The sequence below is a fragment of the Halomarinibacterium sedimenti genome, assembly GCF_019312585.1.
Lineage (GTDB): Bacteria > Bacteroidota > Bacteroidia > Flavobacteriales > Flavobacteriaceae > Halomarinibacterium > Halomarinibacterium sedimenti.
Map to the genome: position 1 here is coordinate 929,108 of NZ_JAHWDP010000001.1, position 25,056 is coordinate 954,163.

At 36.6% G+C, this 25,056-nt stretch carries 21 protein-coding genes; 9 read left to right on the forward strand and 12 right to left on the reverse strand.

What is annotated here, in order from left to right; all coding sequences use genetic code 11:
• The 3 genes from KXJ69_RS04430 to KXJ69_RS04440 form a co-directional block, all read right to left on the reverse strand.
• On the reverse strand, positions 1 to 1,407 hold the full coding sequence (locus KXJ69_RS04430; protein WP_219051678.1) for an OmpA family protein: 1,407 nt from the start codon (positions 1,405 to 1,407) through the stop codon (positions 1 to 3).
• A gap of 128 nt (positions 1,408 to 1,535) precedes the next feature.
• Complete coding sequence (kbl, locus tag KXJ69_RS04435) at positions 1,536 to 2,726, reverse strand: glycine C-acetyltransferase (RefSeq protein WP_219051680.1); 1,191 nt, start codon at positions 2,724 to 2,726, stop codon at positions 1,536 to 1,538.
• 26 nt (positions 2,727 to 2,752) lie between these two features.
• Positions 2,753 to 5,923 (reverse strand): UvrD-helicase domain-containing protein, encoded by a 3,171-nt coding sequence (locus tag KXJ69_RS04440; protein WP_219051682.1) that lies wholly within the window; start codon positions 5,921 to 5,923, stop codon positions 2,753 to 2,755.
• Positions 5,924 to 6,027: 104 nt separating this feature from the next.
• Here KXJ69_RS04440 and KXJ69_RS04445 point away from each other — a divergent pair, with 104 nt between their 5' ends.
• Entirely contained in the window at positions 6,028 to 6,636 is a 609-nt protein-coding gene (locus KXJ69_RS04445; RefSeq protein WP_219051684.1) for a superoxide dismutase, read from the forward strand.
• Positions 6,637 to 7,089: 453 nt separating this feature from the next.
• Here the strand turns inward: KXJ69_RS04445 and KXJ69_RS04450 are convergent, their stop codons facing one another.
• Together KXJ69_RS04450 and KXJ69_RS04455 are read right to left on the reverse strand one after the other, a co-directional pair.
• The gene (locus KXJ69_RS04450; protein ID WP_219051686.1) at positions 7,090 to 8,988 is read right to left on the reverse strand and encodes an amidophosphoribosyltransferase; all 1,899 of its coding nucleotides are present in this window, start codon (positions 8,986 to 8,988) and stop codon (positions 7,090 to 7,092) included.
• 54 nt (positions 8,989 to 9,042) lie between these two features.
• The gene (locus KXJ69_RS04455) at positions 9,043 to 9,966 is read right to left on the reverse strand and encodes a PfkB family carbohydrate kinase (RefSeq protein WP_219051688.1); all 924 of its coding nucleotides are present in this window, start codon (positions 9,964 to 9,966) and stop codon (positions 9,043 to 9,045) included.
• A 298-nt stretch (positions 9,967 to 10,264) separates the two neighbouring features.
• Between KXJ69_RS04455 and KXJ69_RS04460 the strand changes: the two genes are divergently transcribed.
• Complete coding sequence (locus tag KXJ69_RS04460) at positions 10,265 to 10,855, forward strand: hypothetical protein (RefSeq protein ID WP_219051690.1); 591 nt, start codon at positions 10,265 to 10,267, stop codon at positions 10,853 to 10,855.
• A gap of 3 nt (positions 10,856 to 10,858) precedes the next feature.
• Here the strand turns inward: KXJ69_RS04460 and KXJ69_RS04465 are convergent, their stop codons facing one another.
• Entirely contained in the window at positions 10,859 to 11,497 is a 639-nt protein-coding gene (locus tag KXJ69_RS04465; RefSeq protein WP_219051692.1) for a ribonuclease H1 domain-containing protein, read from the reverse strand.
• Positions 11,490 to 12,071, reverse strand: a complete 582-nt coding sequence (gene purN, locus KXJ69_RS04470; protein WP_219051812.1) for a phosphoribosylglycinamide formyltransferase — start codon at positions 12,069 to 12,071, stop codon at positions 11,490 to 11,492. Before purN ends, KXJ69_RS04465 begins: the two co-directional genes overlap by 8 nt.
• A 261-nt stretch (positions 12,072 to 12,332) precedes the next feature.
• On the opposite strand from purN, the gene KXJ69_RS04475 reads away from it, so the two are divergent.
• The 5 genes from KXJ69_RS04475 (at position 12,333) to pyk (ending at position 16,608) form a co-directional block, all read left to right on the forward strand.
• Positions 12,333 to 12,566: an acyl carrier protein gene (locus KXJ69_RS04475; RefSeq protein ID WP_034259990.1), complete on the forward strand. Its 234-nt coding sequence runs from the start codon at positions 12,333 to 12,335 to the stop codon at positions 12,564 to 12,566.
• A 10-nt stretch (positions 12,567 to 12,576) separates the two neighbouring features.
• Positions 12,577 to 13,830, forward strand: coding sequence for a beta-ketoacyl-ACP synthase II (gene fabF / locus KXJ69_RS04480; RefSeq protein ID WP_219051694.1), 1,254 nt, complete (start codon positions 12,577 to 12,579; stop codon positions 13,828 to 13,830).
• A 5-nt stretch (positions 13,831 to 13,835) separates the two neighbouring features.
• Positions 13,836 to 14,579: a ribonuclease III gene (rnc, locus tag KXJ69_RS04485; protein ID WP_219051696.1), complete on the forward strand. Its 744-nt coding sequence runs from the start codon at positions 13,836 to 13,838 to the stop codon at positions 14,577 to 14,579.
• 110 nt (positions 14,580 to 14,689) lie between these two features.
• Positions 14,690 to 15,181: an IPExxxVDY family protein gene (locus KXJ69_RS04490; protein WP_219051698.1), complete on the forward strand. Its 492-nt coding sequence runs from the start codon at positions 14,690 to 14,692 to the stop codon at positions 15,179 to 15,181.
• On the forward strand, positions 15,181 to 16,608 hold the full coding sequence (pyk, locus tag KXJ69_RS04495) for a pyruvate kinase (protein ID WP_219051700.1): 1,428 nt from the start codon (positions 15,181 to 15,183) through the stop codon (positions 16,606 to 16,608). Before KXJ69_RS04490 ends, pyk begins: the two co-directional genes overlap by 1 nt.
• A gap of 30 nt (positions 16,609 to 16,638) precedes the next feature.
• Here the strand turns inward: pyk and KXJ69_RS04500 are convergent, their stop codons facing one another.
• Both KXJ69_RS04500 and dinB read right to left on the reverse strand, forming a co-directional pair.
• Complete coding sequence (locus tag KXJ69_RS04500; RefSeq protein ID WP_219051702.1) at positions 16,639 to 17,436, reverse strand: SH3 domain-containing protein; 798 nt, start codon at positions 17,434 to 17,436, stop codon at positions 16,639 to 16,641.
• Positions 17,437 to 17,481: 45 nt separating this feature from the next.
• A complete protein-coding gene (dinB, locus tag KXJ69_RS04505) occupies positions 17,482 to 18,591 on the reverse strand; it encodes a DNA polymerase IV (RefSeq protein WP_219051704.1) in 1,110 nt (369 codons plus the stop codon).
• Positions 18,592 to 18,627: 36 nt separating this feature from the next.
• Here dinB and KXJ69_RS04510 point away from each other — a divergent pair, with 36 nt between their 5' ends.
• Both KXJ69_RS04510 and KXJ69_RS04515 read left to right on the forward strand, forming a co-directional pair.
• The gene (locus KXJ69_RS04510) at positions 18,628 to 19,095 is read left to right on the forward strand and encodes a CYTH domain-containing protein (protein ID WP_219051706.1); all 468 of its coding nucleotides are present in this window, start codon (positions 18,628 to 18,630) and stop codon (positions 19,093 to 19,095) included.
• A gap of 1 nt (position 19,096) precedes the next feature.
• Positions 19,097 to 19,648 (forward strand): YciI family protein, encoded by a 552-nt coding sequence (locus KXJ69_RS04515; protein ID WP_373422833.1) that lies wholly within the window; start codon positions 19,097 to 19,099, stop codon positions 19,646 to 19,648.
• On the opposite strand, the gene KXJ69_RS04520 is transcribed toward KXJ69_RS04515, so the two are convergent.
• From KXJ69_RS04520 to pbpC, 3 genes are read right to left on the reverse strand one after another with little or no spacing between them, the layout of a single operon-like run.
• Positions 19,640 to 20,356, reverse strand: a complete 717-nt coding sequence (locus KXJ69_RS04520; RefSeq protein WP_219051708.1) for a copper homeostasis protein CutC — start codon at positions 20,354 to 20,356, stop codon at positions 19,640 to 19,642. The genes KXJ69_RS04515 and KXJ69_RS04520 overlap by 9 nt on opposite strands.
• Positions 20,353 to 22,650 (reverse strand): beta-N-acetylhexosaminidase, encoded by a 2,298-nt coding sequence (locus KXJ69_RS04525; RefSeq protein WP_219051710.1) that lies wholly within the window; start codon positions 22,648 to 22,650, stop codon positions 20,353 to 20,355. Before KXJ69_RS04525 ends, KXJ69_RS04520 begins: the two co-directional genes overlap by 4 nt.
• A 29-nt stretch (positions 22,651 to 22,679) precedes the next feature.
• A complete protein-coding gene (pbpC, locus tag KXJ69_RS04530) occupies positions 22,680 to 25,049 on the reverse strand; it encodes a penicillin-binding protein 1C (protein ID WP_219051712.1) in 2,370 nt (789 codons plus the stop codon).
• Positions 25,050 to 25,056: the final 7 nt, after the last annotated feature.

Consider the following 25,056-nt stretch of genomic DNA (forward strand, 5'->3'; position numbering starts at 1 on the left):
TTAGTTTTTCAAAGAGATTTCAACACGACGGTTTTGCTGTCTTCCAGCCTTTGTGTTGTTAGTAGCAATTGGTCTAGACTCACCGTATCCAATTGATGAAAGACGACTTCCGTCCATTCCAATGGTAGTAAGGTACTCTCTAACAGAAGCAGCTCTGTTATCAGAAAGAGTTTGATTGCTCTTATCTGAACCAACACTATCAGTATGTCCTTCAATTACGAAAGAAGTAGTTGGGTATTCTTTCATAATATCTACGATACTTTGAAGTACAGCATAAGACTCTTTTCGAATGGTAGATTTACCTGTATCGAATAAAATAGTCTTAGAATACTCATTTAATTGATTGATGATTTCGATAGTTACTTCTGGACAACCTCTGTTTGCAACAGTTCCAGGAACATCTGGACACTGATCATCTTTGTCAAGTACACCGTCACCGTCACGATCTTGGTAAGGACAACCGTTATTAGCTTTTGGACCAGCTTCGTTAGGACACTCATCTTCAGCATCAGTGATTCCATCACCATCAGCATCAGGACATCCATTCATAGAAGCTAAACCAGGAACAGTTGGACAAGCATCTTGTGGATCTGGAATACCATCACCATCAGTATCAGGACAACCGTTGAATTCAGCTAAACCAGGTACATCTGGACAAGCATCATTTCTGTCTTCGATTCCATCACCATCAGTGTCAGGACAACCATTGAATTCTGGTAATCCAGGAGTTTCTGGACACTCATCTTCGTTGTCATAGATTCCATCACCGTCAGTATCTTTTCCACCAAATTTGAAAGCAACACCTACAGAGTGCTGGAAGTGTTTTACTCCATACTCATCTTCGAAAGCGTGCTTATAAGTACTTTGGAAGTTAAGTGCTAAGCTTTCAGTTACCCAAAAACGAACACTTGCAAGTGCGTTTGCAGTACCAAAACCGATATCATCGATCCAAGTGTAACCCCCACCAACACCAATAGATGGATCAAACCAACCACCAGGACCGTTGATTAGGTCTCTAAGGCTGTATCTAATTTCACCATCAGCACCGTAATAGATTAAATCGTCTACTGGAACATCTCCAAACGTTTTAATTTTATTGATAGTTCCTACTGCACCAAATGTAAATCCATCACCAATATACCTAGCAACAGATACTTTCGAAGCTGAGGCCAAGATATTCCAATGGTCGTTTTGGTTAAAATATTCATCAAACAAACTGCCTTGACTTAGTTCACTTGTTGGGATACCGTGATAACCTCTACCATCGGCAGCTGGGCCAACAGGGTAAAAATCAACGGCGTTAACACCCACTTCTATAGCCCAAGGATTGTTTTGGTCTTGTGCATTTGCTACTCCTACTGTAAAAAGAAAAAGGGCAGCAGCTAAAATACTGTTAAGATGTTTCATATTCGATTGTTTAATTTTTTAAGTGTTAATAGAGCAAAAGTAAGTTGTTAAATTTTATTAACAAAAGCAAATCTATTAAAATTTTTACAAATAGCGTACTCTAAGCTTTTAAATAACGCTTTGAAACCCTAAATTTTTAATTTTTCCTTCACTTTTATGAATGAATTGACCGCTTTATCAAGTTGTTCTTTAGTATGAGCGGCCGAAAGTTGAACCCTAATTCGGGCTTTTCCTTTGGGAACTACAGGATAAAAGAACCCGATTACATAAATTCCTTCCTCCAAAAGCATGTTCGCCATGGTTTGCGAAAGCTTAGCATCGTACAGCATTACTGGTACGATAGCCGAATCCCCTTCAATAATATCAAACCCCGCATCTTTCATACCTTTTTTAAAATGGGCAGCATTTTCTGCAAGCTTATCTCTTAAAGAAGTATCGTTTTGAAGCATATCAAAAACTTTTATGGAAGCTCCTACGATAGCTGGTGCCAAAGAATTTGAAAACAAATAAGGTCGGGATCTTTGTCTTAGCATTTCAATTATTTCTTTTTTCCCCGTGGTATAACCTCCCATAGCACCTCCTAATGCTTTTCCTAAGGTTCCCGTAATGATATCAATTCTGCCCATAACACCCTTTTCTTCAAGTGTCCCACGTCCTGTATCACCAATAAATCCAGCAGCATGACACTCATCTATCATGACAAGGGCATCGTATTTATCGGCCAAATCACAAATTTTATCCAAAGGAGCCAAAAGGCCGTCCATTGAAAAAACCCCATCTGTGACAATAATTTTGAACCTTGCCCCATTTTCGTTGGCAGCGATAAGTTGCTTTTCCAAATCCTCAATATTACTGTTTTCATATCGATAGCGAGCTGCTTTACAGAGCCTAACCCCATCTATAATGGAAGCGTGATTTAAAGAGTCTGAAATAATAGCATCTTCTGGCCCTAATAAGGGTTCAAAAACCCCTCCATTGGCATCAAAAGCCGCGGCATATAGGATGGTATCTTCGGTTTGATAAAAGTCGGCAATTTTTTGCTCTAATTCTTTGTGAATATCTTGTGTTCCACAAATAAATCGTACAGATGACATCCCAAATCCGTGAGTGTCCATCGTATCTTTTGCCGCCTGAATAACTTCAGGATGGGAGGAAAGGCCTAAATAATTATTGGCACAAAAATTTATTACTTCTTCTCCTGTAGAAATTTTAATAACGGCACCTTGAGCAGAGGTAATTATTCGTTCTTTTTTAAAAAGCCCATTATCTCTAATGTCGTCAAGTTCTGCTTGTAAGTGTTCTTTTATTTTCCCGTACATTTTACTTTAAGTTTAAGGCTTCAAATTTAAATGTTATTTATCAAAATGTTTTCCTTTTCAATATAAACAATTAGTTTTTCTTTTATGGTAAATCCCATTTCCAAAAGAACATTTGCATACTCGTTAATTTGATTGGCATGGGATACATTTTGAACTCCTGTTTTGTAATCCAACAACGTTACCGAATTATTAGGATGAATATTGATGCGGTCTGGTCTTAACACTACAAAAGGAGAAATAATATCTCTTTCATTATAAATGGTGTCACCCTTTGAAAAAAGTGGATTTAGCTTAGGGTGTGTTACAATATTACGAAGCGTATTTTCTAAAAGTTGTATCTCGACTTCTTCATAATGGGGATGCTGTAATTCTTCTAAAACGAATGGTAAGTCTTCTTCCAAAAATATATTAGCCATAGCATCATGAATAACATTTCCAAAACGAATAGATTCTTGCACTTTTTTAACAAACAGGGAAGTTTCAATACTCGAAACTTTTAAAAGTTTTTCATACGGAAGTGAGACAAAATATGGAGTATCTTTAAAATTATTTTCAGTAATTTTTACCGAAGAAGGCCAAGTATGTTTTTGTCCAAACGAGTAAGCATCCACTTCGTTTTTCCAAAGCGATTCATTTTCAAGGAATAATTTTAAAAACTGATTGTATTTTTTTGGAGAATTTTGAACCGATTCGTTTTTAGCCAAAATATAAAGTTCCCTTTCCGCTCTTGTAAAGGCAACGTATAATAGATTGATATTATCGAGCTCCAATGTGTTTTTTCTAATTTGAGATAAATAAGCACCTATTTCTCCATAACTTTCGACCTCCTTACTAAAATTAATAAGCAAATCATCAAAACCATTTTCTTGCCAAGGATACCAGGCTTTAGGCTCTATTTCTCTATAAATATCAAGATCTGCAAATGGAAAAATAACGATGGGAAATTCTAATCCTTTGGATTTATGAATGGTCATTACTTGTATGGCATCTTCTTGCGTCGTGCCAATGGAAAGACTCACTTTATCTTTTTCTGTTTCCCAGTAAGATAGAAAGTCTTGTTTTCCAATTTGGGAGTTTTGCGAATATTGAAAAACCCAATCCATAAAATGAAGTACATAAGCATCTGTAACTTTATGAAGCTGTAAAGAATGAATAAGATATTCAAAACTTTCATAAAGACTTAAGGAAGCTAAATCTTTAAATTGAATTTTTAAGTAATGCTTTTGTAAAGTTTCTTCTAGTTTTGAAAGTGGAAACCCTATATGTTCTGAAAAAAAAGTGTGTTTTTCTATCTCAATCTTAAGGTAATGATACAAGAACTCTAAAATTTGAATTTTTAAAGAGTCTTGCTCCGGGAAGAGGGATAGTTGCAGTAAATTGACAAGTATTTTTACGGTTTCAGAATTTTGTAAAAGGAGCGTCTCCTCTGAAACTACATTGATACCATTTGCGACTAAAAACTCACTAACAGCAACACCTTCTTCTTTTTTTCGGGTTAAAATGCATATGTCTTTTTTTGGACAACCCCGAGACTCTAAATCTAAAACGGTTTCATATACTTTTTGCACATATGCTTCGTAAGCTTCTTCCTTAAGAGTTGGCTCCATAAAATTGATAGAAACAAAACCCTCACATTCGCTATTTGGAAGTTGTTTATTTCCATCTTCATATATTTTTTGATATGATTCATCCCCAAAAAAAGGAGCCATAAAACTGAAAAACCGATTATTAAAATCTATTATCTCTTTGCAACTCCTGTAATTTGTTTGAAGATTTCGTGTTTCTTTTTCAACAGAAGGAAAAGGATTTTCGTCAAGGCATAAATCTATAAATTGTTCAGGAAGTCCACCCCGCCAGCGATAAATAGATTGCTTTGCATCACCAACCAGAAGTAGACTTCCCGTGTTTTCTTCGGTGTAATTTTGGGATAAAGCATTATCAACTAACGGAATTAAATTTTGCCATTGTAACAGTGAGGTGTCTTGAAACTCATCAATAAAATAATGCCGATAACGCTCGCCAAGTCGCTCGTAAATATATGGTGCGGGTTCGTTTTTAATTTCGTTACTTATAATTCGGTTAAACTCACTAATGGGCAAAACATTTTCTTCTTCTTTTATAAGTTGAAGTTCTTGGTTTATTAAATTTACCGTTGCGAGGGGAACTAAGTTTTTCAGAATATTTTGAAAAAGAGAGGTACTAGCTAAGCACTTTTCTATTTTATGGAAACCAGCACTAATTCGAGGAGTAATGACGTCTATTTTTTCAGTAATAAGTGGATTTTCTTTTGTTTTGTAAAGAGGCTTTATTCCTAAATTATTTTGCCAAGTAAGACCAAAGTTTACACTAAAATTTCCTTCAGCAATTTTTATAAAAAAGTCATAAGAATGTCCACCAGAAAAATGAGAACGCTCCAAGCCATTTTGTTCAAAAATGGCAAGAATAGCTTGGGCTTCAGAAATTGCCTCAAACTCACTTTCATTAACCTTTCCATAAAGCCGCTTTTGTAATGTTTTAAAATCTGAAATTGTCTTTGTTTTCAGTTTATCGAGAAAGGGTAGGTCATTTTCTATTGTCAATAATTTTGCAGCCTTATTAAGGTCAATAGCAATATCCCAAGATTTATCCTCGTCTGTTTTTTGAAGTGCAAAATCTATAAGAAGCTTTGTAATTTCTTCATCTTGTCCTGCTTTTTCAATAAGTCTATCAATGGCTTTTAAAATTAGCTGTGGTGTTTCGAGGCTTACTTCAAAATTGGGAGGTAACTTTAAATCTCTGGTAAACGTACGTAACAATCGGAGGTTAAAATGATCTATTGTTTCAACACTAAAAAGGGAATAATGATTTAAAAGATGCTTCACTATCCTCTTTGAGCGAGTATTTATTTCTGTTGAAGACAAACCCGTTTCTTGTGCAATTACATTTAACATGCTTTCTGAAGTTAGAGGTGTTTCTTCTTGAGAAAAATGAATGAGTGTTGTAATTACTCTTTGCTTCATTTCGGCGACAGCCTTATTCGTAAAAGTAATTGCGAGCAGATGTTTGTAATAGTCTTTTTGTTGTGACGAAAGAATTTTAATTAAAAACGACTTTACTAAAACAAATGTTTTTCCGCTACCAGCAGAAGCATTGTAAACAACAAATGGGAAATGACTTTCCAATGAAACCAAAAGTTTTTGTAAAGTTAAAGATACCATTAAGAATATCTATAACGGCATAAAAAACTTATAATTTCTATAACACTAATTGCCACATATATTGCTTAAATTTGAAGTAATTAATAACTAAAAACAAAACAATCATGTCATTTACCTTACCTGATTTAAAATATGCTCACGATGCACTTGAGCCAAATATAGACGCAAGAACCATGGAAATTCACCATGGAAAACACCATGCAGGATACACAAATAATTTAAACGCTGCTATTGAAGGAACATCGATGGATGGAAAATCTATTGAAGAGATTTTAAAAAATCTCGATATGAATAATAAAGCCGTAAGAAATAATGGAGGAGGTTATTACAACCATAGTTTATTTTGGGAAGTGATGTCTCCTAACGGTGGTGGAAATCCATCTGGAGATTTAGCAAAAGGAATTAATGATTCTTTTGGGAGCTTTGATGCTTTTAAAGAGGCATTCTCCAATGCTGCAAAAACACAATTTGGTTCTGGATGGGCTTGGCTATGCGTTCATAAAGGAGGAAAGCTTGATGTATGTGGAACTCCAAATCAAGATAACCCATTAATGCCAGGTGTTGGTTGTGGCGGAATGCCAATTTTGGGAATTGATATCTGGGAACATGCCTATTACTTAAATTACCAAAACCGTAGACCCGATTACATTTCAGCATTTTTTAATGTCATTAATTGGGATGAAGTAGCAAAAAGATACGCTGCCAATAAATAAGAGTTAATCTGAATATAGTTTAAAAATGCCCCTTTACCATAAGGGGTATTTTTTTTGAATGATATTGAGGAAGTAACTACCTCCATATTGAACAAATAAAAAAAGGTAAACAAGCGTTTACCTTTTTTTGCCCCAAATCTACCATGAACTTAACCTACTTATGCTATGGTATAAAACAAATGTATATCAATATTTGAATGAAAAAAGCACTTTTAGACTAAAAGCTTTTTTTTTCGTTAAAAAGTATGTTTTTAGGAAGAATTTTACATTTAGTGGTAAAAAAATAAAAAAGGTAAACGAGAGTTTACCTTTTTTGCCCCAAATCTTACCATGAACTTAACCTACTTATGCTATGGTATGACGCAAATATATGTCAAAAAACCTACTTGAATACAGATTTTTCCTACTTTTAGATGAAGTGTTTTATAAATTCGATAAAGTGGTTGTTTAAGGCTAATATGCTCTTTCTGGGTTGCCTTCAAAGAAGTGAACAAAAGCTCTATTTACTACTTTTTTACCTCCATCTGTTGGGTAATCTCCTGTAAAATACCAATCTCCTAAATTTTTTGGACAAGCTTGATGTAAATCGTTCACTTTTTGGAAAATCACTTTCACTCTAGCATTTATACTTTTATCAGTAATAATTTCTGCAATTTTATCTGAAATTTCTTCGTCTGTAAAAGGAGCATAAAATTCTTTAACGTGATTGGTCACTTCTTCAGCATTACTCGACAATGTGACTTTACACTTTTTATAAATTTCCTCAACAAGCCCATCAGTGCCACGTTCTTTATGCAATGCTAAAGTGGCATTAAAAGCTACCAGATGCTCTAATCTAGCCATATCAATACCATAACAATCAGGATATCGAATTTGTGGCGCCGAGGAAACCACAATAATTTGTTTTGGATTTAAACGATCGAGCATTTTTAAAATACTTTTCTTAAGAGTAGTCCCTCGCACAATACTATCGTCAATCACAACAAGGTTGTCATTGGGCTTTACTACCCCGTACGTCACGTCATATACATGTGCTACTAAATCGTCCCGACTACTATCTTCAGTAATAAAGGTTCTTAGTTTAACATCTTTAATGGCTAGTTTCTCAGTTCTAATTTTATGCGCTTGTATCTGTTGAAGCCTTTCGGGAGTTAAAGAATCTTTTTCCTTTAAAATCGCCTCATTTTTTTGTTTATTCAATTCGTCTTGGGCCGCTTCAAGCATCCCATAAAAAGAGGTTTCGGCAGTATTAGGGATAAATGAAAACACTGTGTTTTCGGTATCGTAATTAATTTCTGAAAGAATTCTTGGCATTAATAAACGTCCCAATTCTTTCCGCTCCTGATAAATTTCGGCATCACTTCCTCGTGAAAAATAAATGCGCTCGAAAGAACAAGATTTTCTCTCAAGTGGTGTTTGAATTTCATCTACACTAAATCTACCATCTTTTTTAACAATCAGAGCATGACCTGGGTCTAATTCGTTTACCTCTTCAAATGGAACATTGAAAACCGTTTGAATAGCTGGTCTTTCTGAAGCTACCACAACCACTTCATCATCTTTGTAAAAATAGACAGGTCGTATTCCCGCAGGGTCTCTTAACACAAACGAATCTCCGTGACCCAAAAGGCCTGCCATGGCGTAGCCACCATCCCAGTTTTTAGCAGATTTCCTTAAAATTTTAGCAATGTTCAGATTTTCGGCAATGTATGGAGACGCCTCTCTTTTATTAAAGCCTTTAGACTTTGCTTTTTTGTATAATTTTCGAACGGCATCGTCCAGAAAATGACCAATTTTTTCCATCACTGTAACGGTATCGGCTTTTTCTTTAGGATGCATCCCAAGCTCAATAAGATTGCTAAAAAGCTCGGTGGTATTCGTCATATTAAAGTTTCCAGCGATAATTAAGTTACGGTGCATCCAGTTGTTTTGACGAAGAAATGGATGTACGGTTTCAATACTATTGCCTCCAAAAGTTCCATATCGAACATGTCCCAAATACAATTCGCCTAGATAAGGGATTCTTTTTTTCTGAAGGGGTATGTCTTCTTTTATTTCGGGATGATTTTTAAACTCAGTATTAATACGTTCGTTAATTTGAGCAAAAATATCTTGAATGGGTTGTGCGTCGTTAGAGCGAATTCTACTTATGTATCGATCGCCAGGATCCATATTCAATTTAATTCCTGCAAACCCAGCACCGTCCTGTCCTCGATTATGCTGTTTTTCCATCATGAGATACATTTTATTTACCCCATAAAAAGCGGTGCCATATTTTTCTTTGTAATACTCTAAAGGCTTTAGGAGCCTTACTAAGGCAATTCCACATTCGTGTTTTAATTCGTCGCTCATAGCTTCAGAAAAAGGTTTCAAATTAAAAACGCCCCGAAAAATCAGGGCGTAGTGTTACGTTATTGCTATATCGAATTGAGTTAAGCTTTTAAATTGATGAATGCGTTTGTTTAATTCTTCTGCTGAAAGATTAATAATCCTTTCTGCCCCAAATTTTTCTACACAAAACGATGCTAATGCCGATCCATAAATGATGGCATTTTTCATATTTTCAAAGGAATAATCTCCAGTACTTGCCAAATAACCTGCTAGTCCACCCGCAAAGGTGTCTCCAGCGCCCGTTGGATCAAAGACTGCTTTAAGTGGTAAAGCGGGAGCAAAAAATATTTCATCTTTGTTAAAAAGTAACGCACCATGTTCACCCTTTTTAATGACCACATATTTAGGTCCCATTTTCATAATTTTTTGGGCAGCTAATACTAACGAATATTCTTTAGTCATTTGCCTAGCCTCTTCATCATTTATGGTAATGACATTTACTTTTGAGATTACTTTCATTAAATCGTCCCAAGTATTATCCATCCAGAAGTTCATGGTGTCTAGCATAATCACTTTTGGAGCATTCATTTGTTCAATCACACTTAATTGAACTAAAGGATGCAAGTTCCCAAGCATGACCACTTCGGCATCTTTATACCTTGAGGGAACCACGGGTTTAAAATCGGCAAGAACATTTAATTCGGTTGCAAGAGTATCGCGAGAGTTCATATCGTTGCGATATTTTCCAGCCCAGAAAAACGTTTTCCCATCCTCAACAACTTCTAAAGCGGAAATATCTAACCCCTTATTTTTGAGCATACTTAAATATTCCTTTGGAAAATCTCCTCCCACAACAGATACAATGGCTCCGTCTATATTAAATTGAGATGCGGAAAGGCCAATATATGTGGCGGCACCTCCTAAGATTTTATCGGTTTTTCCAAAAGGAGTTTCAATGGCGTCAAAAGCTACAGTTCCAACAATAACAAGTTTGCTCATTTATAGGGTTTATTTGAAGGTGCAAATTTAGCTAAAATTATTGAGATTGTTTATCCGTTGGCCTTTCTAAATCTTATGGTTTTTTTCATCCTTTTTGAAGAAATTATTATAAATATTAGGTTAAAAAAACTCAAAAAAAATGACCCTTAGACGTTGAATTTAGTCTATTCATCTAAATTAATTAAAACCGTAGTTGCGATACGACTAGGTAAATTATTTTTACCAGCCCAATAAATTTTACCCTTTTCAACATTTTCCTTTTATGACTTAGGTTTTAATCCAAGAAATCTAAATAGTTATGAAAAATTTAATTTTTGCATTATCGATGCTGAATGTTGGGATAATTTGTTCACAAGTTGGTATTGGGACTTCAAACCCTTCTTCTCAATTAGAAATTAATAGTACGAATACTGGAATTCCTACCTTAGAATTAAATCCTCAAACAACACCATTGGGTTCAGCCACAGGACAACTCTCTGTTATTGGAGATGAACTCTTTATGTATGATGCCGCTAGGGGAAAGTGGTTAAGCCTTCAAGCGACCCCTTTACAGTGGAGTAAAAATGGAAATGCGGGAAATGAAACCCTTCGATTTGGGGGTGATACGAGATCCATAAACACGGGAGCCAGTATGCCTTTTGATGGTACCATTGTTTATGTAACTGCAAACGCAGAGGGAGGAAACGCAACAAAAGGATTCGAGATAAGAATTAAATCTGGAACCACCTTAAAAACAACAACATCATTTAACCTAGTTGGGAGCACATTTAAGAAAACAGATTACAATGTAAATTTTAGTGCTGGGGACTATATCAATGTGTTTGCAAATAATACTGGTGGCGATGTGTCGGAACCTGCGGTTATTGTTTGGGTAAAATGGCGAAAGTAATGGTTATTTTCTTCCAAAGTCTGCAGGAATTTCTCCCCATGCTTTGGTTTCCCATTTCACTATTTTTGTGGCGTAGGTATTGTTTTTGAGCCAAGTTTCGGCTCGAGAAATGAGTTCGAAAAGGGCTTTATTTTTAGCAGAAGGCTTCAGCTTTGTGTTGCACTTCTTCTTTTTTACCCAACCCATAGCGATGCGGGAATCGGTGTAAATAATTCTATCGCTATTCTTTTGTTTCAATAAAGCTAATCCGTGAACAATAGCAAGGAATTCACCAATATTATTGGTTCCCTGAGCAAAGGGACCTTGATGAAAAAGTTGTTTATGTGTTTGAGTATCTACGCCACGATACTCCATTTTCCCGGGATTTCCACTAGAGGCAGCATCTACAGAAATAGAATACAAATTGGGTTCTCCAATTTTTTTTAAGTCTTCTGCCGAAAGTGTTTTATCCTTTTTCCCTCCTTTTCCTTTATAGTCTGCGTATTCTTTATTGTATGCTTTTTTGGCTTCTGCAAAGGTTTCAAAAGACATATATTGAGCACCTTTTACTCCTTTTATTGAAAGCTGGCACTCTTTCCAACTCCCAAAGATTCCAGCGGGGTTACCATACCAAACCACATAAAACTTTTCTTTTTTAGCCATTTTTTGTTGAAGTTAATAGGTCTTCAATCACTTTTGGAAAATATGTATATTCCAATTTGTGCACTTTTTCTGCAACGGTCTCAGAAGTTTCATTTTCGGTTAGAGCTATGCTTTTCTGAAAAATAATAGCTCCTTCGTCATACTGTTCATTGACATAATGAATGGTGATTCCAGTTTCTTTTTCGGCATTTTCAACAACAGCCTCATGAACATAGCGGCCGTACATCCCTTTCCCTCCATATTTTGGCAGCAAAGCAGGGTGAATATTAATGACTTTGTTTGGAAACTCCTTTAGGATAATTTTTGGAAATTTCCATAAAAATCCAGCGAGCACAATAAGATCTGGTTTATCCTTTTTTAGGATTTGTAAGACGCCATGTTCAGCATTTAACTCTTCTTTAGTAAAGAATGAAGTCTGTGTTTTAAGGGCTTTGGCGCGCTCTAGTACTTTGGCATTCTTATTGTTACTGAGCACACGAACAACTTTGGCAATTTTGCTACGTTGAAAGTGTTCAATAATAGTTTGGGTGTTGGTACCACTGCCCGAAGCAAAGATTATAATGCGCCTCTCCATAAAAATTCCAAAGTTTTCACCGAAGTAATTAAAAAATAATAACAAAAGTAAGGCAATAGGGTTTACTTCGCTCAAAAATGTTTAAATTGGTTTTATCTTTTCACACAAATAATTTTATTTGAAAAATAGAATACACAATAAAATTAAAGTAACTTTATAAAAGTTTTAAAAGAAGAATCTCACATTTTATGTACAAAATGGTGTTTTAAATTAAAATATTTTATTTTTGCCACTTGTAATTAAATCTAAAAATTAAGAATTATGTCAGACATTGCATCAAGAGTAAAAGCGATTATCGTAGACAAATTAGGTGTTGACGAAAACGAAGTTGTAAACGAAGCTAGCTTCACAAACGACTTAGGAGCCGATTCATTGGATACGGTAGAGCTTATTATGGAATTTGAAAAGGAATTCGATATTCAAATTCCAGACGATCAAGCTGAAAACATTGCGACCGTTGGTCAAGCAATTTCCTATATAGAAGAAGCAAAATAATCTCTTCCATATGGAACTTAAGCGAGTTGTTGTAACGGGTCTTGGCGCTCTTACCCCTATTGGAAATAACATTCAAGAATACTGGAATGGTCTAAAAAGCGGGAAAAGCGGCTGTGCTCCTATTACATATTTTGATACTGAAAAGTTCAAAACAAAATTCGCTTGTGAAGTTAAGAATTATGATCCTTTAAATCATTTTGACAGGAAAGAATCCCGAAAACTAGACCGATTTGCTCAATATGCCTTAGTTTCTTCAGATGAAGCTATTGTGGACGCAGGAATTGACTTAGAAAAAGTAGATAAGTTTCGTGTTGGAGTAATTTGGGGAGCTGGTATAGGAGGATTAGAAACCTTTCAAGATGAAGTAATAAATTTTGCAGAAGGGGATGGAACACCACGTTTCAACCCCTTCTTTATTCCTAAAATGATTGCAGATATTGCTCCTGGTAATATCTCAATTAAGCATGGCTTTATGGGACCTAATTATACTACGGTTTCTGCCTGTGCTTCTTCTGCAAATGCCATGATAGATGCTTTAAACTATATACGTTTAGGGCATTGCGATATCATTGTTACTGGAGGAAGTGAAGCAGCTGTGACCAAAGCTGGTATGGGAGGCTTCAATGCTATGCATGCACTTTCTACTAGAAATGAAAGTCCAGAAACAGCCTCTCGTCCTTTTGATGCTACCAGAGACGGTTTCGTATTAGGGGAGGGTGCTGGAGCACTTATTTTAGAGGAATATGAGCATGCCAAGAAACGAGGTGCAAAAATTTATGCTGAAGTTGTGGGTGGTGGAATGTCAAGTGATGCCTATCATATGACAGCACCTCATCCAGATGGTATTGGTGTTGAAAGAGTGATGCTAAACTGTCTAAAGGATGCAGGAATGAGTCCAGAAGAGGTGGATACTATAAATACTCATGGCACTTCTACTCCGTTGGGAGATGTAGCAGAATTAAAGGCAATTACAAATGTATTTGGCGAACATGCTTCCAAAATAAATATCAATTCTACAAAATCAATGACTGGGCATCTTTTAGGTGCTGCTGGAGCTATTGAGGCAATTGCATCTATTTTGGCTATGGAACATAGTTTAGTTCCTCCTACAATTAATCATACAACTGTGGATGAAGAAATAGATTCATCCCTCAATCTCACTCTCAATAAAGCACAAGAACGCAAAATTAATGTGGCCATGAGCAATACCTTTGGTTTTGGTGGTCACAATGCATGTGTTCTCTTCAAGAGAATAGATAATTAAGTTTTATGGCTTCTTTAAAGAATATATTTTCCTCTCGTTCTTCAACGGATGGAGAATTTTATATTACCATAAAAAAAATTATTGGGTTTAAACCTCAAGATATTTCCATTTACCAAGAAGCATTTACCCACCGCTCCATGAATTCTACAAAGAATGATGGAAAACCTGAAAATTATGAACGTTTGGAATTTTTAGGAGATGCCATGTTAGGTTCCGTAATTGCAGCCCACCTTTTTAAAAAAGTTCCTAACGGAAACGAAGGGTATTTAACCAAAATGCGCTCCAAAGTGGTAAGTAGAGAACATTTAAATGAACTTGGGCGTGATTTAAAGCTTATAGACTTAGTGAAGACTTCGGTATCTATGCAACATTTTGGAGAGAACATTCACGGGAATGTTTTTGAAGCACTTGTTGGTGCTATTTACTTAGATAAAGGCTTCAAATATGTTGAAAAATTTATTCAAAGAAGGGTAATTAAACCTTATGTTGACATAGAAAAGTTAGAAGGTAAGGTCATTAGCTATAAAAGCCTTTTTATTGAATGGTGTCAAAAAAACAAGAAGAGTTTTAAGTTTAATGTTTACGAGGATACGGGTAATGATCCTTTAAAACATTTTGCAGTAAAGCTACAGCTAGAACAAGATACCGTGGCAAAAGCAAGAGGCACTTCAAAGAAAAAAGCCGAAGAACGCGCAGCCAAAAGAGCTTTTTATAAGCTTCAAAAGCAAATGCAACTTCAATCCGAATAAGGATTAAAATTTTCCTTATCCCCAACGTTTTCGGTTATATTTCCTTTAATTTTTGGTTAAGGATTGTTAGTTGAACAAAACTATTCCTATTTTTATTCAAAATTAGATGTATGACCCATTACAAATTGCATCTAGACGATGACGGCGAAGAGGACTTTATCCTTGTTGCAATACACTGCAGTGAAGAAGCGTATAAAATGGCGTTTATGATTAATAAACACCTATCTATGCGACTTCAACGAAAGAAAAATGACATAGAACTTATACTTGATGAAGTGGTCTCTACATTTTCTCTTTTTGAATATGAAAGTGAACAACAGTACACAAAATTTTATTTAGTAGAAAATAAGTGTAAATTAACTTTTGAAAAAATTCACACAGTAGGAAGTTTATTTGAAGATGAAAATTCTGAAAAAATGAAGATAAGCCACTTACTTCCTGAATTTAAAAAAGTTGATTTCTTTTTAAAAATAGAATCGGATATTGAGAAGTTTCCCCTTCGGAAAACCCTTGCTCAATTAAATGAAATAAATGAAGTGATTTCAGCATATGTTGTTGAAAATCAAAATATAAAATCTCATAATAATTTAATATTTAACTAATGCCAACTCAAAAGAAGACGAAAATAGTAGCAACCCTTGGGCCTGCTACAAATGATAAAAAGACATTAAAAGCTATGATTGAAGCAGGTGCAAATGTCTTTAGAATCAATTTTTCTCATGCCGATTATAACGATGTAAAAAAGCGAATAAAAATGATTCGTGAGTTGGGAGAAGAGCTAGGTATTAGTACCGCAATTTTAGCCGATTTACAAGGGCCTAAACTTCGCGTGGGATTGATGAAAGAAGAAGTTGTCGTTAATCCTGGTGATCAAATAGAATTTTGTACTGGGGAAGAGTTTGAAGGCACCAAAAAGAAGGTGTATATGAACTACGATAGCTTTCCTGCCGATGTAAAAGCCGGAGAGCGCATTCTTTTGGATGATGGTAAACTTATTTTTGAAGTTTTAAAGACAAATGGGAAAGATAGTGTTACTTCCAAAGTAATTCAAGGCGGTCCATTACGTTCTAAAAAGGGAGTCAATCTACCTAATACAAAAATTTCGTTACCAGCATTAACAGCGAAAGATAAAGAGGATGCCATTTTTGCCATTTCCCAAGATGTTGATTGGTTTGCGCTTTCTTTTGTGAGACACGCTGAAGACTTAAAAGAATTACAGGCTTTAATTGAAGCACATAGCGAACATAAAATTCCTATTATAGCCAAAATTGAAAAACCTGAAGCCGTTGAAAATATAGATAAAATCATTCCGTATTGTGATGGATTAATGGTAGCGCGTGGTGATCTGGGAGTAGAAGTTCCAGCGGCAGACGTGCCTTTAATTCAGAAGCATTTGGTATTAACAGCAAAACGAGCTAGAATACCTGTTATTATTGCGACACAAATGATGGAAACCATGATTACGTCCCTCACCCCCACTCGAGCGGAAGTAAATGACGTTGCCAATAGTGTCATGGATGGTGCCGATGCAGTCATGCTTTCTGGGGAGACGTCGGTTGGAAAATATCCAGTTGAAGTAATTCAGAAAATGGCAGAGATTTGTAGAACGGTTGAAAATTCTGAATTAATTACGGTACCTCAAACACCTCCACATGTTAGGACCAATAGATACATCACAAAATCGGTTTGTTATCATGCGGCTAAAATGGCGGGTGAAATTCAAGCGAAAGCCATTTGTACACTCACAAATAGTGGGTATACCGCATTTCAAATTTCTGCTTGGCGCCCCAATGCACATATTTTAGTGTTTACCTCAAACCAACGTATTCTTTCTCGCTTGAATTTATTATGGGGGGTAAAAGCGTTTTATTATGATAAGTATGTAAGTACCGATGAAACGGTAGATGATGTTAATAGAATTGCCTTTGAAAAAGGCTTTGTTGAAAAGGGCGATTACCTTATTAACCTTGCGGCTATGCCAATTGTAGATAAAGGAATGGTGAATACCTTAAGGGTTTCACAAGCATAAAAAAAGGCGAGCTTTGCTCGCCTTTTTTTATTATTTTACTTCTTCTGTTCGTGTTATTTTCATCACATCCCCTTCCTTTTCAATAGTGACTTTACTATTAAATTTTTGTGAGGAATACACATATTCAATTTTTTGAAGCTCGTTGTCTTTTCTAGAAATTTCCAACTGACTTATCCAAATCCCTTTTTTGGGTTTTCCGTCAAAAATAATTTCAGCATCCTTGCCTTTTGGGTTCGGAAATGCAAACTCACTTGGAAAATCGAATAAACGCTGTGCGGTTCCAAAAGCCTCATGCCAAGGTGTGTTAGGAAGGATTAACGTTTCCTTATTAATGGGCTTGCTTGGGGTGCCTTCGACTGTTTCAGTAAATGTTACTTCTGGAAACTGCTTTTGAAGCTCACTAGCATATCCTTTTGCGGTGATATCTCTTTCTGGCGGAAAATATTTTGAAAGATATCCATTAAAGGCAAACCCTTTTTTATGATTGAATTCCACTTCGTCCATAGCGCCTTTAATTCCACAGACATTCATCGTGGCTTTTCCTTCTTCCGAAAGAATTTTCACTTTGGTTCCGTAAGGCATTTTGGCCAATTTTTCACTCTGTAAATTGTTGTATTCTCGTAAACTTAATCCGCTGGGAGCGGTTACATAGCGATACTGCGATTCAGTGTTCACGTTGTTTGAAGTAGCAAGGGCAAGGTCTTCAGAAGCTGTATTGTTTAAATCTTCTGTTTCTGTATTTGAAGAAATACGTTCGGTGTTTTCTTTGCAAGAAAAGGTGGTGGCTGTAACTATAACAGTGGCAATCATTAAAACTACTTTTTTCATAATGGTAAAATTTAAATGTTAATAAAAGTAGTTTTACATCACAGGCTAAAAATCGAGTTTAAGTTGTACGTCTATGCTTTGTTCGGGTGGAGGATTTGCCTCCTTTTTTTTTGCCTCGTTATTGAGGTTTGACATGCTAATTCCCAACAAGCGTACCGAATCTTTCATCTTTTCTTGAAATAACAAATCTTTAACATTCTCAAGGATAAGGTCTTTGCTCGAAATATAAAGGGGTAACGTTTTACTTCTTGTTTGTAACGTAAAATCGCTATACTTAATTTTAAGGGTGATGGTTTTTCCAGCAACCTTGCTTTTTTGAAGTCGGCGTGCTACTTCGGTTGCAATATTTTCTAATTTTTCGAGCATAAATACTTCCGAAGAAATATTTTCATTAAACGTTCTTTCTGCCGCCAGAGATTTACGAGTGTGTTCTGGTTTTACTTTACTATGCTGAATCCCACGTACGATATTGTAATAATAGGCGCCACTTTTGCCAAAATGCTCTTCTAGATATTCGAAGGATTTTTCTTTTAAATCCTTTCCCGTAAAAATACCATGGCGATACATGCGTTCTTTCATCACCTTACCCACACCATAAAACTTCTTAATATCTAGGGTCTCTAAAAATGAAATGACTTCTTCTGGCGGAACCGTTTTTTGTCCGTTGGGTTTATTAATATCACTGGCCACTTTCGCCACAAATTTGTTAATAGAAATCCCTGCCGAAGCATTTAACCCAGTTTTCTCCTTGATTTTTTGCCGAATTTCTTTAGCAATTAAGGTGGCGCTAGGGTTTCCTTTTTTGTTTTCAGTAACATCGAGATAGGCCTCGTCAAGGGAAAGGGGTTCTACCAAATCGGTGAATTCAAAAAAGATTTTGCGGATCATTTTCGAAATTTCAGCATAACGCTCAAAACGGGGACGCACAAATATTAACTCGTCGCAAAGTTTTCTCGCTAAAACACCACTCATAGCACTTCGAACTCCAAATTTTCTAGCCTCATAACTCGCAGCACTCACCACCCCTCTTTTGGAACTCCCTCCCACAGCAATGGGCTTACCCATCAAATCGGGGTTGTCCAACTGTTCCACAGACGCATAGAAGGCGTCCATATCTACATGGATTATCTTTCGGATGGGAATGGGAGTTTCCATGAAGTAAATTTAATACCTTTAAAGCTTTGATACGCTATGATTGAAATAGAACGTAAATTTTTGGTTACATCGGATGCTTTTAAAAAAGAAGCCACTTCAAAAACGTTCATCATTCAGGGGTTTTTAAATACACACCCAGAAAGGACCGTACGGGTTAGAGCTGTAGGTAAGAAAGGCATTTTAACTGTTAAGGGGAAATCTTCAGAGGATGGGACCACTCGTTTTGAATGGGAAACTGAAATTCCTTTGGAAGAAGCAAAAAAATTACTTCAATTGTGTGAAAAAGGAATTATTGAAAAATATAGGCATGAAGTTTCTTTTGCTAAAAATCTCTTTGAAATAGATGAATTTCTAGGAGATAATGCAGGACTCGTCCTAGCTGAAATTGAATTAAATGAAGTGAATCAAACCTTTAAAAAACCCAGCTGGCTTGGAGAGGAAGTCACTGGAGATATAAAATATTATAACTCACAAATAAGTAAAAACCCTTTTAAAAATTGGTAAAATGAAATCTTATAAAAATGTTTCCCCCTTTGAAGGGGGATTGAGGGGGATGTTTCTCCTAATAGTATTAATCTCTGGAATATTTTCAGGTTGTAAAAACGAGAACGCTACAATGAATGAAACGAATTCTTGGGTAGAAGATAGTTCACAAGTTGAAACTAAAGAATCTGTGGCCGATTTAAAGAAAAAACTGGTGAGTAATGGTTTTCAAATCTTTGATTATGTAGATGAAAAAACGGGAGACACTATATTAATGCAAGAATACTTTATTGCTTTTTTAAAGAGAGGCAATAATCGTTCTCAATCCGAGGAAGAGACAGATAGCCTCCAAAAATTACACTTAGCCCATTTGGGAAAAATGTATGAATTAGGCTATGCCGATATTTCTGGTCCTATTGGGGATGATGGAGACATTCGTGGGATTACCATTTATAATGTGCCAACCTTACAAATGGCAGATAGTTTGGCCAATATGGATCCTATGGTAAAAGCAGGAAGATTAGAAATTGAAATTCACCCGTGGTGGGCGGCAAAGGGCTTTCCGCTACGCTAATTTTTTAAGAATTTCCCGAATTTTTTCTTCGGAAGAATAGGTGATTACCCCTTCGTCGAGGGCGCTTTGCATAGCCACTTTTGGAGCGTTTATTAGTGTTTGAACTTTTTCAGAAGCCGAACAATGCACACTTATAAAACCTGCCTTTTTAAATGCCCCAACATTTTCTGAATGGATTCCACCTCCAGGCATTATTTCAATAGATTCTGAAAGTGCTTTCAATTCCTTTAATAGTGTTAATCCCTCAAAAGCATTAGGTTGTTGCCCTGAAGTTAAAATCCGTTTTACACCAAGTTGTTGTAATTCTTGAAGTGATTTTTTGGGATTATGACACCAATCGAAAGCACGATGAAAGGTTACATCTAATCCTTCAGAGGCTAGTAATAATTGTTGTGTCGTTTCCACATCAATCTCATTTTCTAGAGTCAAAGCACCAGTTACGATGCCAGCAACCCCCATTTTTTTGCATTGCTGAATATCCTTTAGCATAACGTCAACTTCACTTTCAGTATAGGTAAAATTTCCACTTCGCGGGCGGATTAATACATGGACGGGGATAGTCAAACTAGAAAGCACTTTTTCAATCAAACCAAACGATGGGGTGACTCCTCCCAAGGAAAGTTCGGTACATAATTCAATGCGATGCGCACCCACTTTTTGGGCTGCCATCGCACTTTCAAAACTATTGGCACAGATTTCTAAAATCATTCTACAATTATTTCATCAATAAAGGTCCACGCTTCGTTTCCAGCACCTTGCTGACCTTGAGGAATGGTTCCGTAGTTTGGAACACGTATTATTATCTTATAGGCTTCGTTCAGCTGAAATTTTGAAAGATCAAAAGAAAGGATAGCAGTCGTTTTTTCAGTATTAGAAGAAACGGAAACGGTTTCAGATTTCATCTCACCTCCTTTAGATATAATTTGAATAGTGGCAACATTGGGTGCGTGAATCCACTGCCCTGGCGCGTGATAAAATCGGGTGGAAACTTTTGAAATCTCCATGGGCTGAAACAAGTTTATGGTTACCTCCAAGTCATCCCCCCAAAAGCCCAACCATTCACTATCCCCATAACGAGCGTTGCTTCCCATCCGTCCATTAATAAGCGCTTCTTTCCCGCCGCTATTGTATTTAGGGTGTGGTTCTTTATTTAGGGTAATGCTCCCGTTGATGGCTTTATGATATATAATGGAATCTTGTAAAGTCTTTCCTAAAGGATTTCCATTTTGGGAAACATAGGATTTGATGAAGGAATTTTCAGCAATTAGAATAGGACCTTCGTATTTCTTTTCCTTAGTATCATTCAAAGAATAAAAAATATCCTTCCCATGTGTTGGAGTACTTAATTCATAATAAACCTTACCGTTTTCTTTGAAAATCTTGCTTTTCAGTTGGTACAAATGATTGGCAAAGTTCACTCCCATGACGTCCAATCGTTCCATAAAAGATTCTACGCATGATACAAATTGGGGGTAGTCCTTTTCAAAATTTTGGGATGGACCCTTCCAATCTACTTCGCTCAATGCTAAAATTCGGGGGAAGATCATATATTCAATGTGCTCAGGGGTTTTCATATATTCTGTCCACACATTGCCTTGAGCTCCTAAAATATATTTTGCTTCATTTTCTGAAAGCTCCTCTGGAATTGGGTTAAGAGTATATACCTTTTCTAAAGGAACAAAACCTCCAATAGCCAAAGGTTCGTCGTCATTTTCACTCTGATAGTAATCGAAATAGCAATGAGATCCTGGCGTCATAATGACATTATGATGCTGCTTGGCCGCAGCAATGCCACCTTCGGTGCCACGCCAGGACATAACCGTAGCATTGGGCGCCAATCCGCCCTCCAAAATCTCATCCCATCCAATAATTTTTTTGCCCTTACTATTTAGAAATTTTTCGATGCGAGTGATAAAATAACTCTGTAATTCGTGCTCGTCTTTAAGCCCTTCTTTTTTGATCAACGCTTGGCAATGTTTGCAATTTTCCCAATGAGCATTGGGGGCTTCGTCCCCTCCAATATGGATATATTCTCCTGGAAAAAGCGCCACAACTTCGGTTAATACATCTTGCAAAAAGGTGAAAGTTTCTTCTTTGGGACAGTAAATATCTTCAAAGACTCCCCATTTAGTAGCAACAGGAATTTTTTCTCCGGTACAACCCAATTCGGGATAGGCACTAATGGCAGCTTGTGCGTGACCCGGCATTTCAATTTCGGGGATGATGGTGACATTCAATTTTTGTGCATAAGCGATAATTTCTTTAATGTCTTCTTGGGTATAAAATCCCCCGTAGCGCTGTCCGTCGAATTGTTGTGGTGTGTCATTGTAATGACCAATTAAGGTTTCGTTTCGATAAGCAGCATGAGTAGTAAGTTTGGGATATTTTTTTATTTCAATACGCCATCCTTGGTCTTCGGTTAAGTGCCAATGGAAGTAATTCATTTTCAACATGGAGAGGTACGAAATGTACTTTTTTACAAACTCCTTATCAAAAAAATGCCGTGCAACATCTAGATGCATTCCGCGATAGGAGAATTTCGGGGAGTCATTAATTTCCACTAATGGAAGTGATGCTGAAGGTTTTGGAAACGAGTTCAATCTTTCTAGGGAAGGGGGCAATAATTGTCTGAGGGTTTGCATCGCGTAAAATGCTCCAGAGGCATCTTTGGCAGTGATGTTAATTTTTTCTTCAGATATGGAAAGCGCATAGCCCTCTTTAGGTAAAAGGGAATCTTTTGCAACAACAAAGGTGGCTTGGTCTTTCGTCGTTTTCTTTAAACCGAAACCACTATTTTTTAAATATTCTGAAATAAATTGAGAAGCTATTTCAAATTCGTCTTCAGCATAATAAGTCGTTTCACTATTAAGCGTAAAACTTCCTTTATATACAGTAATTTCTTGTGGTTTTGGAATAATCGCAAGTTCGTTTTCAATAATTTCTTTTTCCTTTTCAGCACAAGAAATCAACAGTAAAAAACCTAAAAAAAAGAGGTGTTTCATTTAAACAGATTTGAAACTAAAATACACAATTAAAGTGAAGCCAATGTAATGGAGATGGGTTGCTTAATTTCATTACCCTCTTCATCCACAGCCGTAAGCATATAATTTCCGGGTTTTGGTTTTAGCGCCAATTCATGAAAGGTATGGGTAGTTCCAATAAACTGCTCATCTAAATACCAATACACGGTACTATCTGGTATACGATGGGCAAGGGTAAAAACTACCTCGTTTATCGTTTCATCAAAATTTTTAGGAAGTACAATGGCTTCGTTTCTTTTTGGGAAAATGAATTCAATTTTTTGCTCTCCTTCCTGTAAACAATTCCACTGAAACGGTGGAGGGGTTTTATACTCGGGGTGTTTTGGGGCATAATAATATTCCATAACAGGCGGGAGTGTAAACCAATTTTTTTGTTTCATTTCTGAAAGGGCATAACAGGAAGAATTCACTTGAAAATTTTCTGATGCATCCACAAAAACTTGTTTGTGATAATGACAAGCAGTTGTTTTTATTCCATCTTTTGGAATCCATTCCTTCTTTTTTGCATCACAATAGACACTTGCCAAGTGACCACTCTGCGGACAGATTTCAACTTCTACCAAATCGTCGTAAGGAGTTTTAAACCAATTACTATTGGGCAATACATTCAAAACATCAAAAAGCACAGGAGCGGCAGCCTGCACACCTGTTAAGCCCGGCCTTCCTTCTCCATCGGCATTACCCACCCAAACGCCAATGGCATACTTTGGAGTGACCCCCACGGCCCAAGCATCTTTAAATCCAAAGCTCGTTCCTGTTTTCCATGCTATGGGTTGTGAATCGTTAAAAAAGCTCCAATTTTCCTCGCCCTGTGGACGGTTCACTTCCTGCATGGCTTCAAAAGTTTTGTAGATACTTCCGGCGTTAAAAACTGGCGGATTGAAAACTATTTCCCCAAAATTTAATTCTTTGTCTTTTATGAATTTCGGATTTTGAAACTCCGCTTTTCGATATTCGCTGGAAGATTCATTAAAGAAATTTAAAGTGGAAGCCATGCCTGCATAGGCGTTGGTTATTTCCCACAAAGAACTTTCGGCACCTCCCAAAATAAGACTTAGGCCATAATGATTTGCTGGCTTATTAATACTAGAAAAATGTAATTTGTTCAGTCTTTTGTAAAAGCGATCGAGGCCATATTCTCGAAGTAAACGAACCGCAGGGACATTTAAAGAACGGGACAAAGCAACACTGGCGGGAACCGCACCGTAAAATTGATTATCAAAATTTTCCGGACTATAGCCGTTTATGACGGTTGGAATATCGGCAACGATCATGTCGGGTAAAAGTTCTCCAGAATCCAAAGCAGAAGCATATAAGAATGGTTTTAAAATACTTCCCGTACTTCGCGGTTTGGTAATTACATCCACAAAGGGATCATTTTCTGAATTGCTGGGAGCATTACCCACATACGCCAAAACCTCCTTGGTATTGACATCTAAGACAAGTACCGCCAAGTTGTTGATTTCGTTTTGCTGAAGTATGTAATGATGTTCCTTTACTAACTGATTTACTTTTTTCTGAAGCGTAACGTCTAAAGTTGAAATGATTCGTTTACCTTCATGTTCCGAACGGATTTTTTCGGTAAAGTGGGGAGCTATTTCGGGCAATGGGTATGGCTTGCTAGGTAAGGGTTCTTCTATTGCTAACTCATAGGTAGTTTCATCAATTACCTCGTTTTCAAACAATTTTAGTAATAAACGATCTCTTTTATTTTTGAAAATTGCTTCGTTTTTCCCTGGAAAAATCAATGAGGGGGCGTTGGGTAAAACTGCCAATGCTGCTGACTGTCCCCAACTCAATTGGTGCGACGGAATGCCGAAATAACGCCAAGACGCTGTTTCTAAGCCCACCACATTTCCACCAAAAGGGGCATAGGAGGCATAATAATTCAGAATTTCATTTTTAGAAAATCCAGCCTCTAGTCGGGTAGCCATAAAAACTTCTATCAACTTTTCTCCATAACTTCTTTTCTTATTCTTGCGGGCTAAACGGATGACCTGCTGCGTAATCGTACTACCTCCTCGACGTCCTTCTTCGGTAAGATTTTGCCATAAAGCTTTTCCCATAGAAATTGGATTAAAGCCTGGATGTGTATAGAAATATTCATCTTCAAAATGAAGAATACATTGTTCAAATCGGTTGGGAATGGAATCCATTTTAGGAAATCGCCATTGTCCATCATTGGCTATTCTAGCTCCTATCATCACCCCTTCTTTACTTTCCACAACCGTTGCAGTGGGGTCTTTGAACAAGGGCTTCGGAAGACAAAAAAGCCAAACAACAAAAGTCACAAACACAAAACTTAATTTAAACTTGTGTTTGCGCGCTTTTTGAAGAAAGGCTCTCTTGTTAATTTTCATATTTAAA

Coding starts and splice junctions, on each gene's coding strand:
- KXJ69_RS04525 (WP_219051710.1), bottom strand. CDS start 22,650: ATGAAACACCTCTTTTTTTTAGGTTTTTTACTGTTGATTTCTTGTGCT.
- KXJ69_RS04500 (WP_219051702.1), bottom strand. CDS start 17,436: ATGAAAAAAGTAGTTTTAATGATTGCCACTGTTATAGTTACAGCCACC.
- purN (WP_219051812.1), bottom strand. CDS start 12,071: ATGGAGAGGCGCATTATAATCTTTGCTTCGGGCAGTGGTACCAACACC.
- KXJ69_RS04515 (WP_373422833.1), top strand. CDS start 19,097: ATGAAATCTTATAAAAATGTTTCCCCCTTTGAAGGGGGATTGAGGGGG.
- KXJ69_RS04510 (WP_219051706.1), top strand. CDS start 18,628: ATGATTGAAATAGAACGTAAATTTTTGGTTACATCGGATGCTTTTAAA.
- KXJ69_RS04445 (WP_219051684.1), top strand. CDS start 6,028: ATGTCATTTACCTTACCTGATTTAAAATATGCTCACGATGCACTTGAG.
- KXJ69_RS04455 (WP_219051688.1), bottom strand. CDS start 9,966: ATGAGCAAACTTGTTATTGTTGGAACTGTAGCTTTTGACGCCATTGAA.
- dinB (WP_219051704.1), bottom strand. CDS start 18,591: ATGGAAACTCCCATTCCCATCCGAAAGATAATCCATGTAGATATGGAC.
- KXJ69_RS04440 (WP_219051682.1), bottom strand. CDS start 5,923: ATGGTATCTTTAACTTTACAAAAACTTTTGGTTTCATTGGAAAGTCAT.
- KXJ69_RS04450 (WP_219051686.1), bottom strand. CDS start 8,988: ATGAGCGACGAATTAAAACACGAATGTGGAATTGCCTTAGTAAGGCTC.
- KXJ69_RS04475 (WP_034259990.1), top strand. CDS start 12,333: ATGTCAGACATTGCATCAAGAGTAAAAGCGATTATCGTAGACAAATTA.
- fabF (WP_219051694.1), top strand. CDS start 12,577: ATGGAACTTAAGCGAGTTGTTGTAACGGGTCTTGGCGCTCTTACCCCT.
- pyk (WP_219051700.1), top strand. CDS start 15,181: ATGCCAACTCAAAAGAAGACGAAAATAGTAGCAACCCTTGGGCCTGCT.
- KXJ69_RS04460 (WP_219051690.1), top strand. CDS start 10,265: ATGAAAAATTTAATTTTTGCATTATCGATGCTGAATGTTGGGATAATT.
- pbpC (WP_219051712.1), bottom strand. CDS start 25,049: ATGAAAATTAACAAGAGAGCCTTTCTTCAAAAAGCGCGCAAACACAAG.
- KXJ69_RS04465 (WP_219051692.1), bottom strand. CDS start 11,497: ATGGCTAAAAAAGAAAAGTTTTATGTGGTTTGGTATGGTAACCCCGCT.
- KXJ69_RS04520 (WP_219051708.1), bottom strand. CDS start 20,356: ATGATTTTAGAAATCTGTGCCAATAGTTTTGAAAGTGCGATGGCAGCC.
- KXJ69_RS04430 (WP_219051678.1), bottom strand. CDS start 1,407: ATGAAACATCTTAACAGTATTTTAGCTGCTGCCCTTTTTCTTTTTACA.
- kbl (WP_219051680.1), bottom strand. CDS start 2,726: ATGTACGGGAAAATAAAAGAACACTTACAAGCAGAACTTGACGACATT.
- KXJ69_RS04490 (WP_219051698.1), top strand. CDS start 14,690: ATGACCCATTACAAATTGCATCTAGACGATGACGGCGAAGAGGACTTT.
- rnc (WP_219051696.1), top strand. CDS start 13,836: ATGGCTTCTTTAAAGAATATATTTTCCTCTCGTTCTTCAACGGATGGA.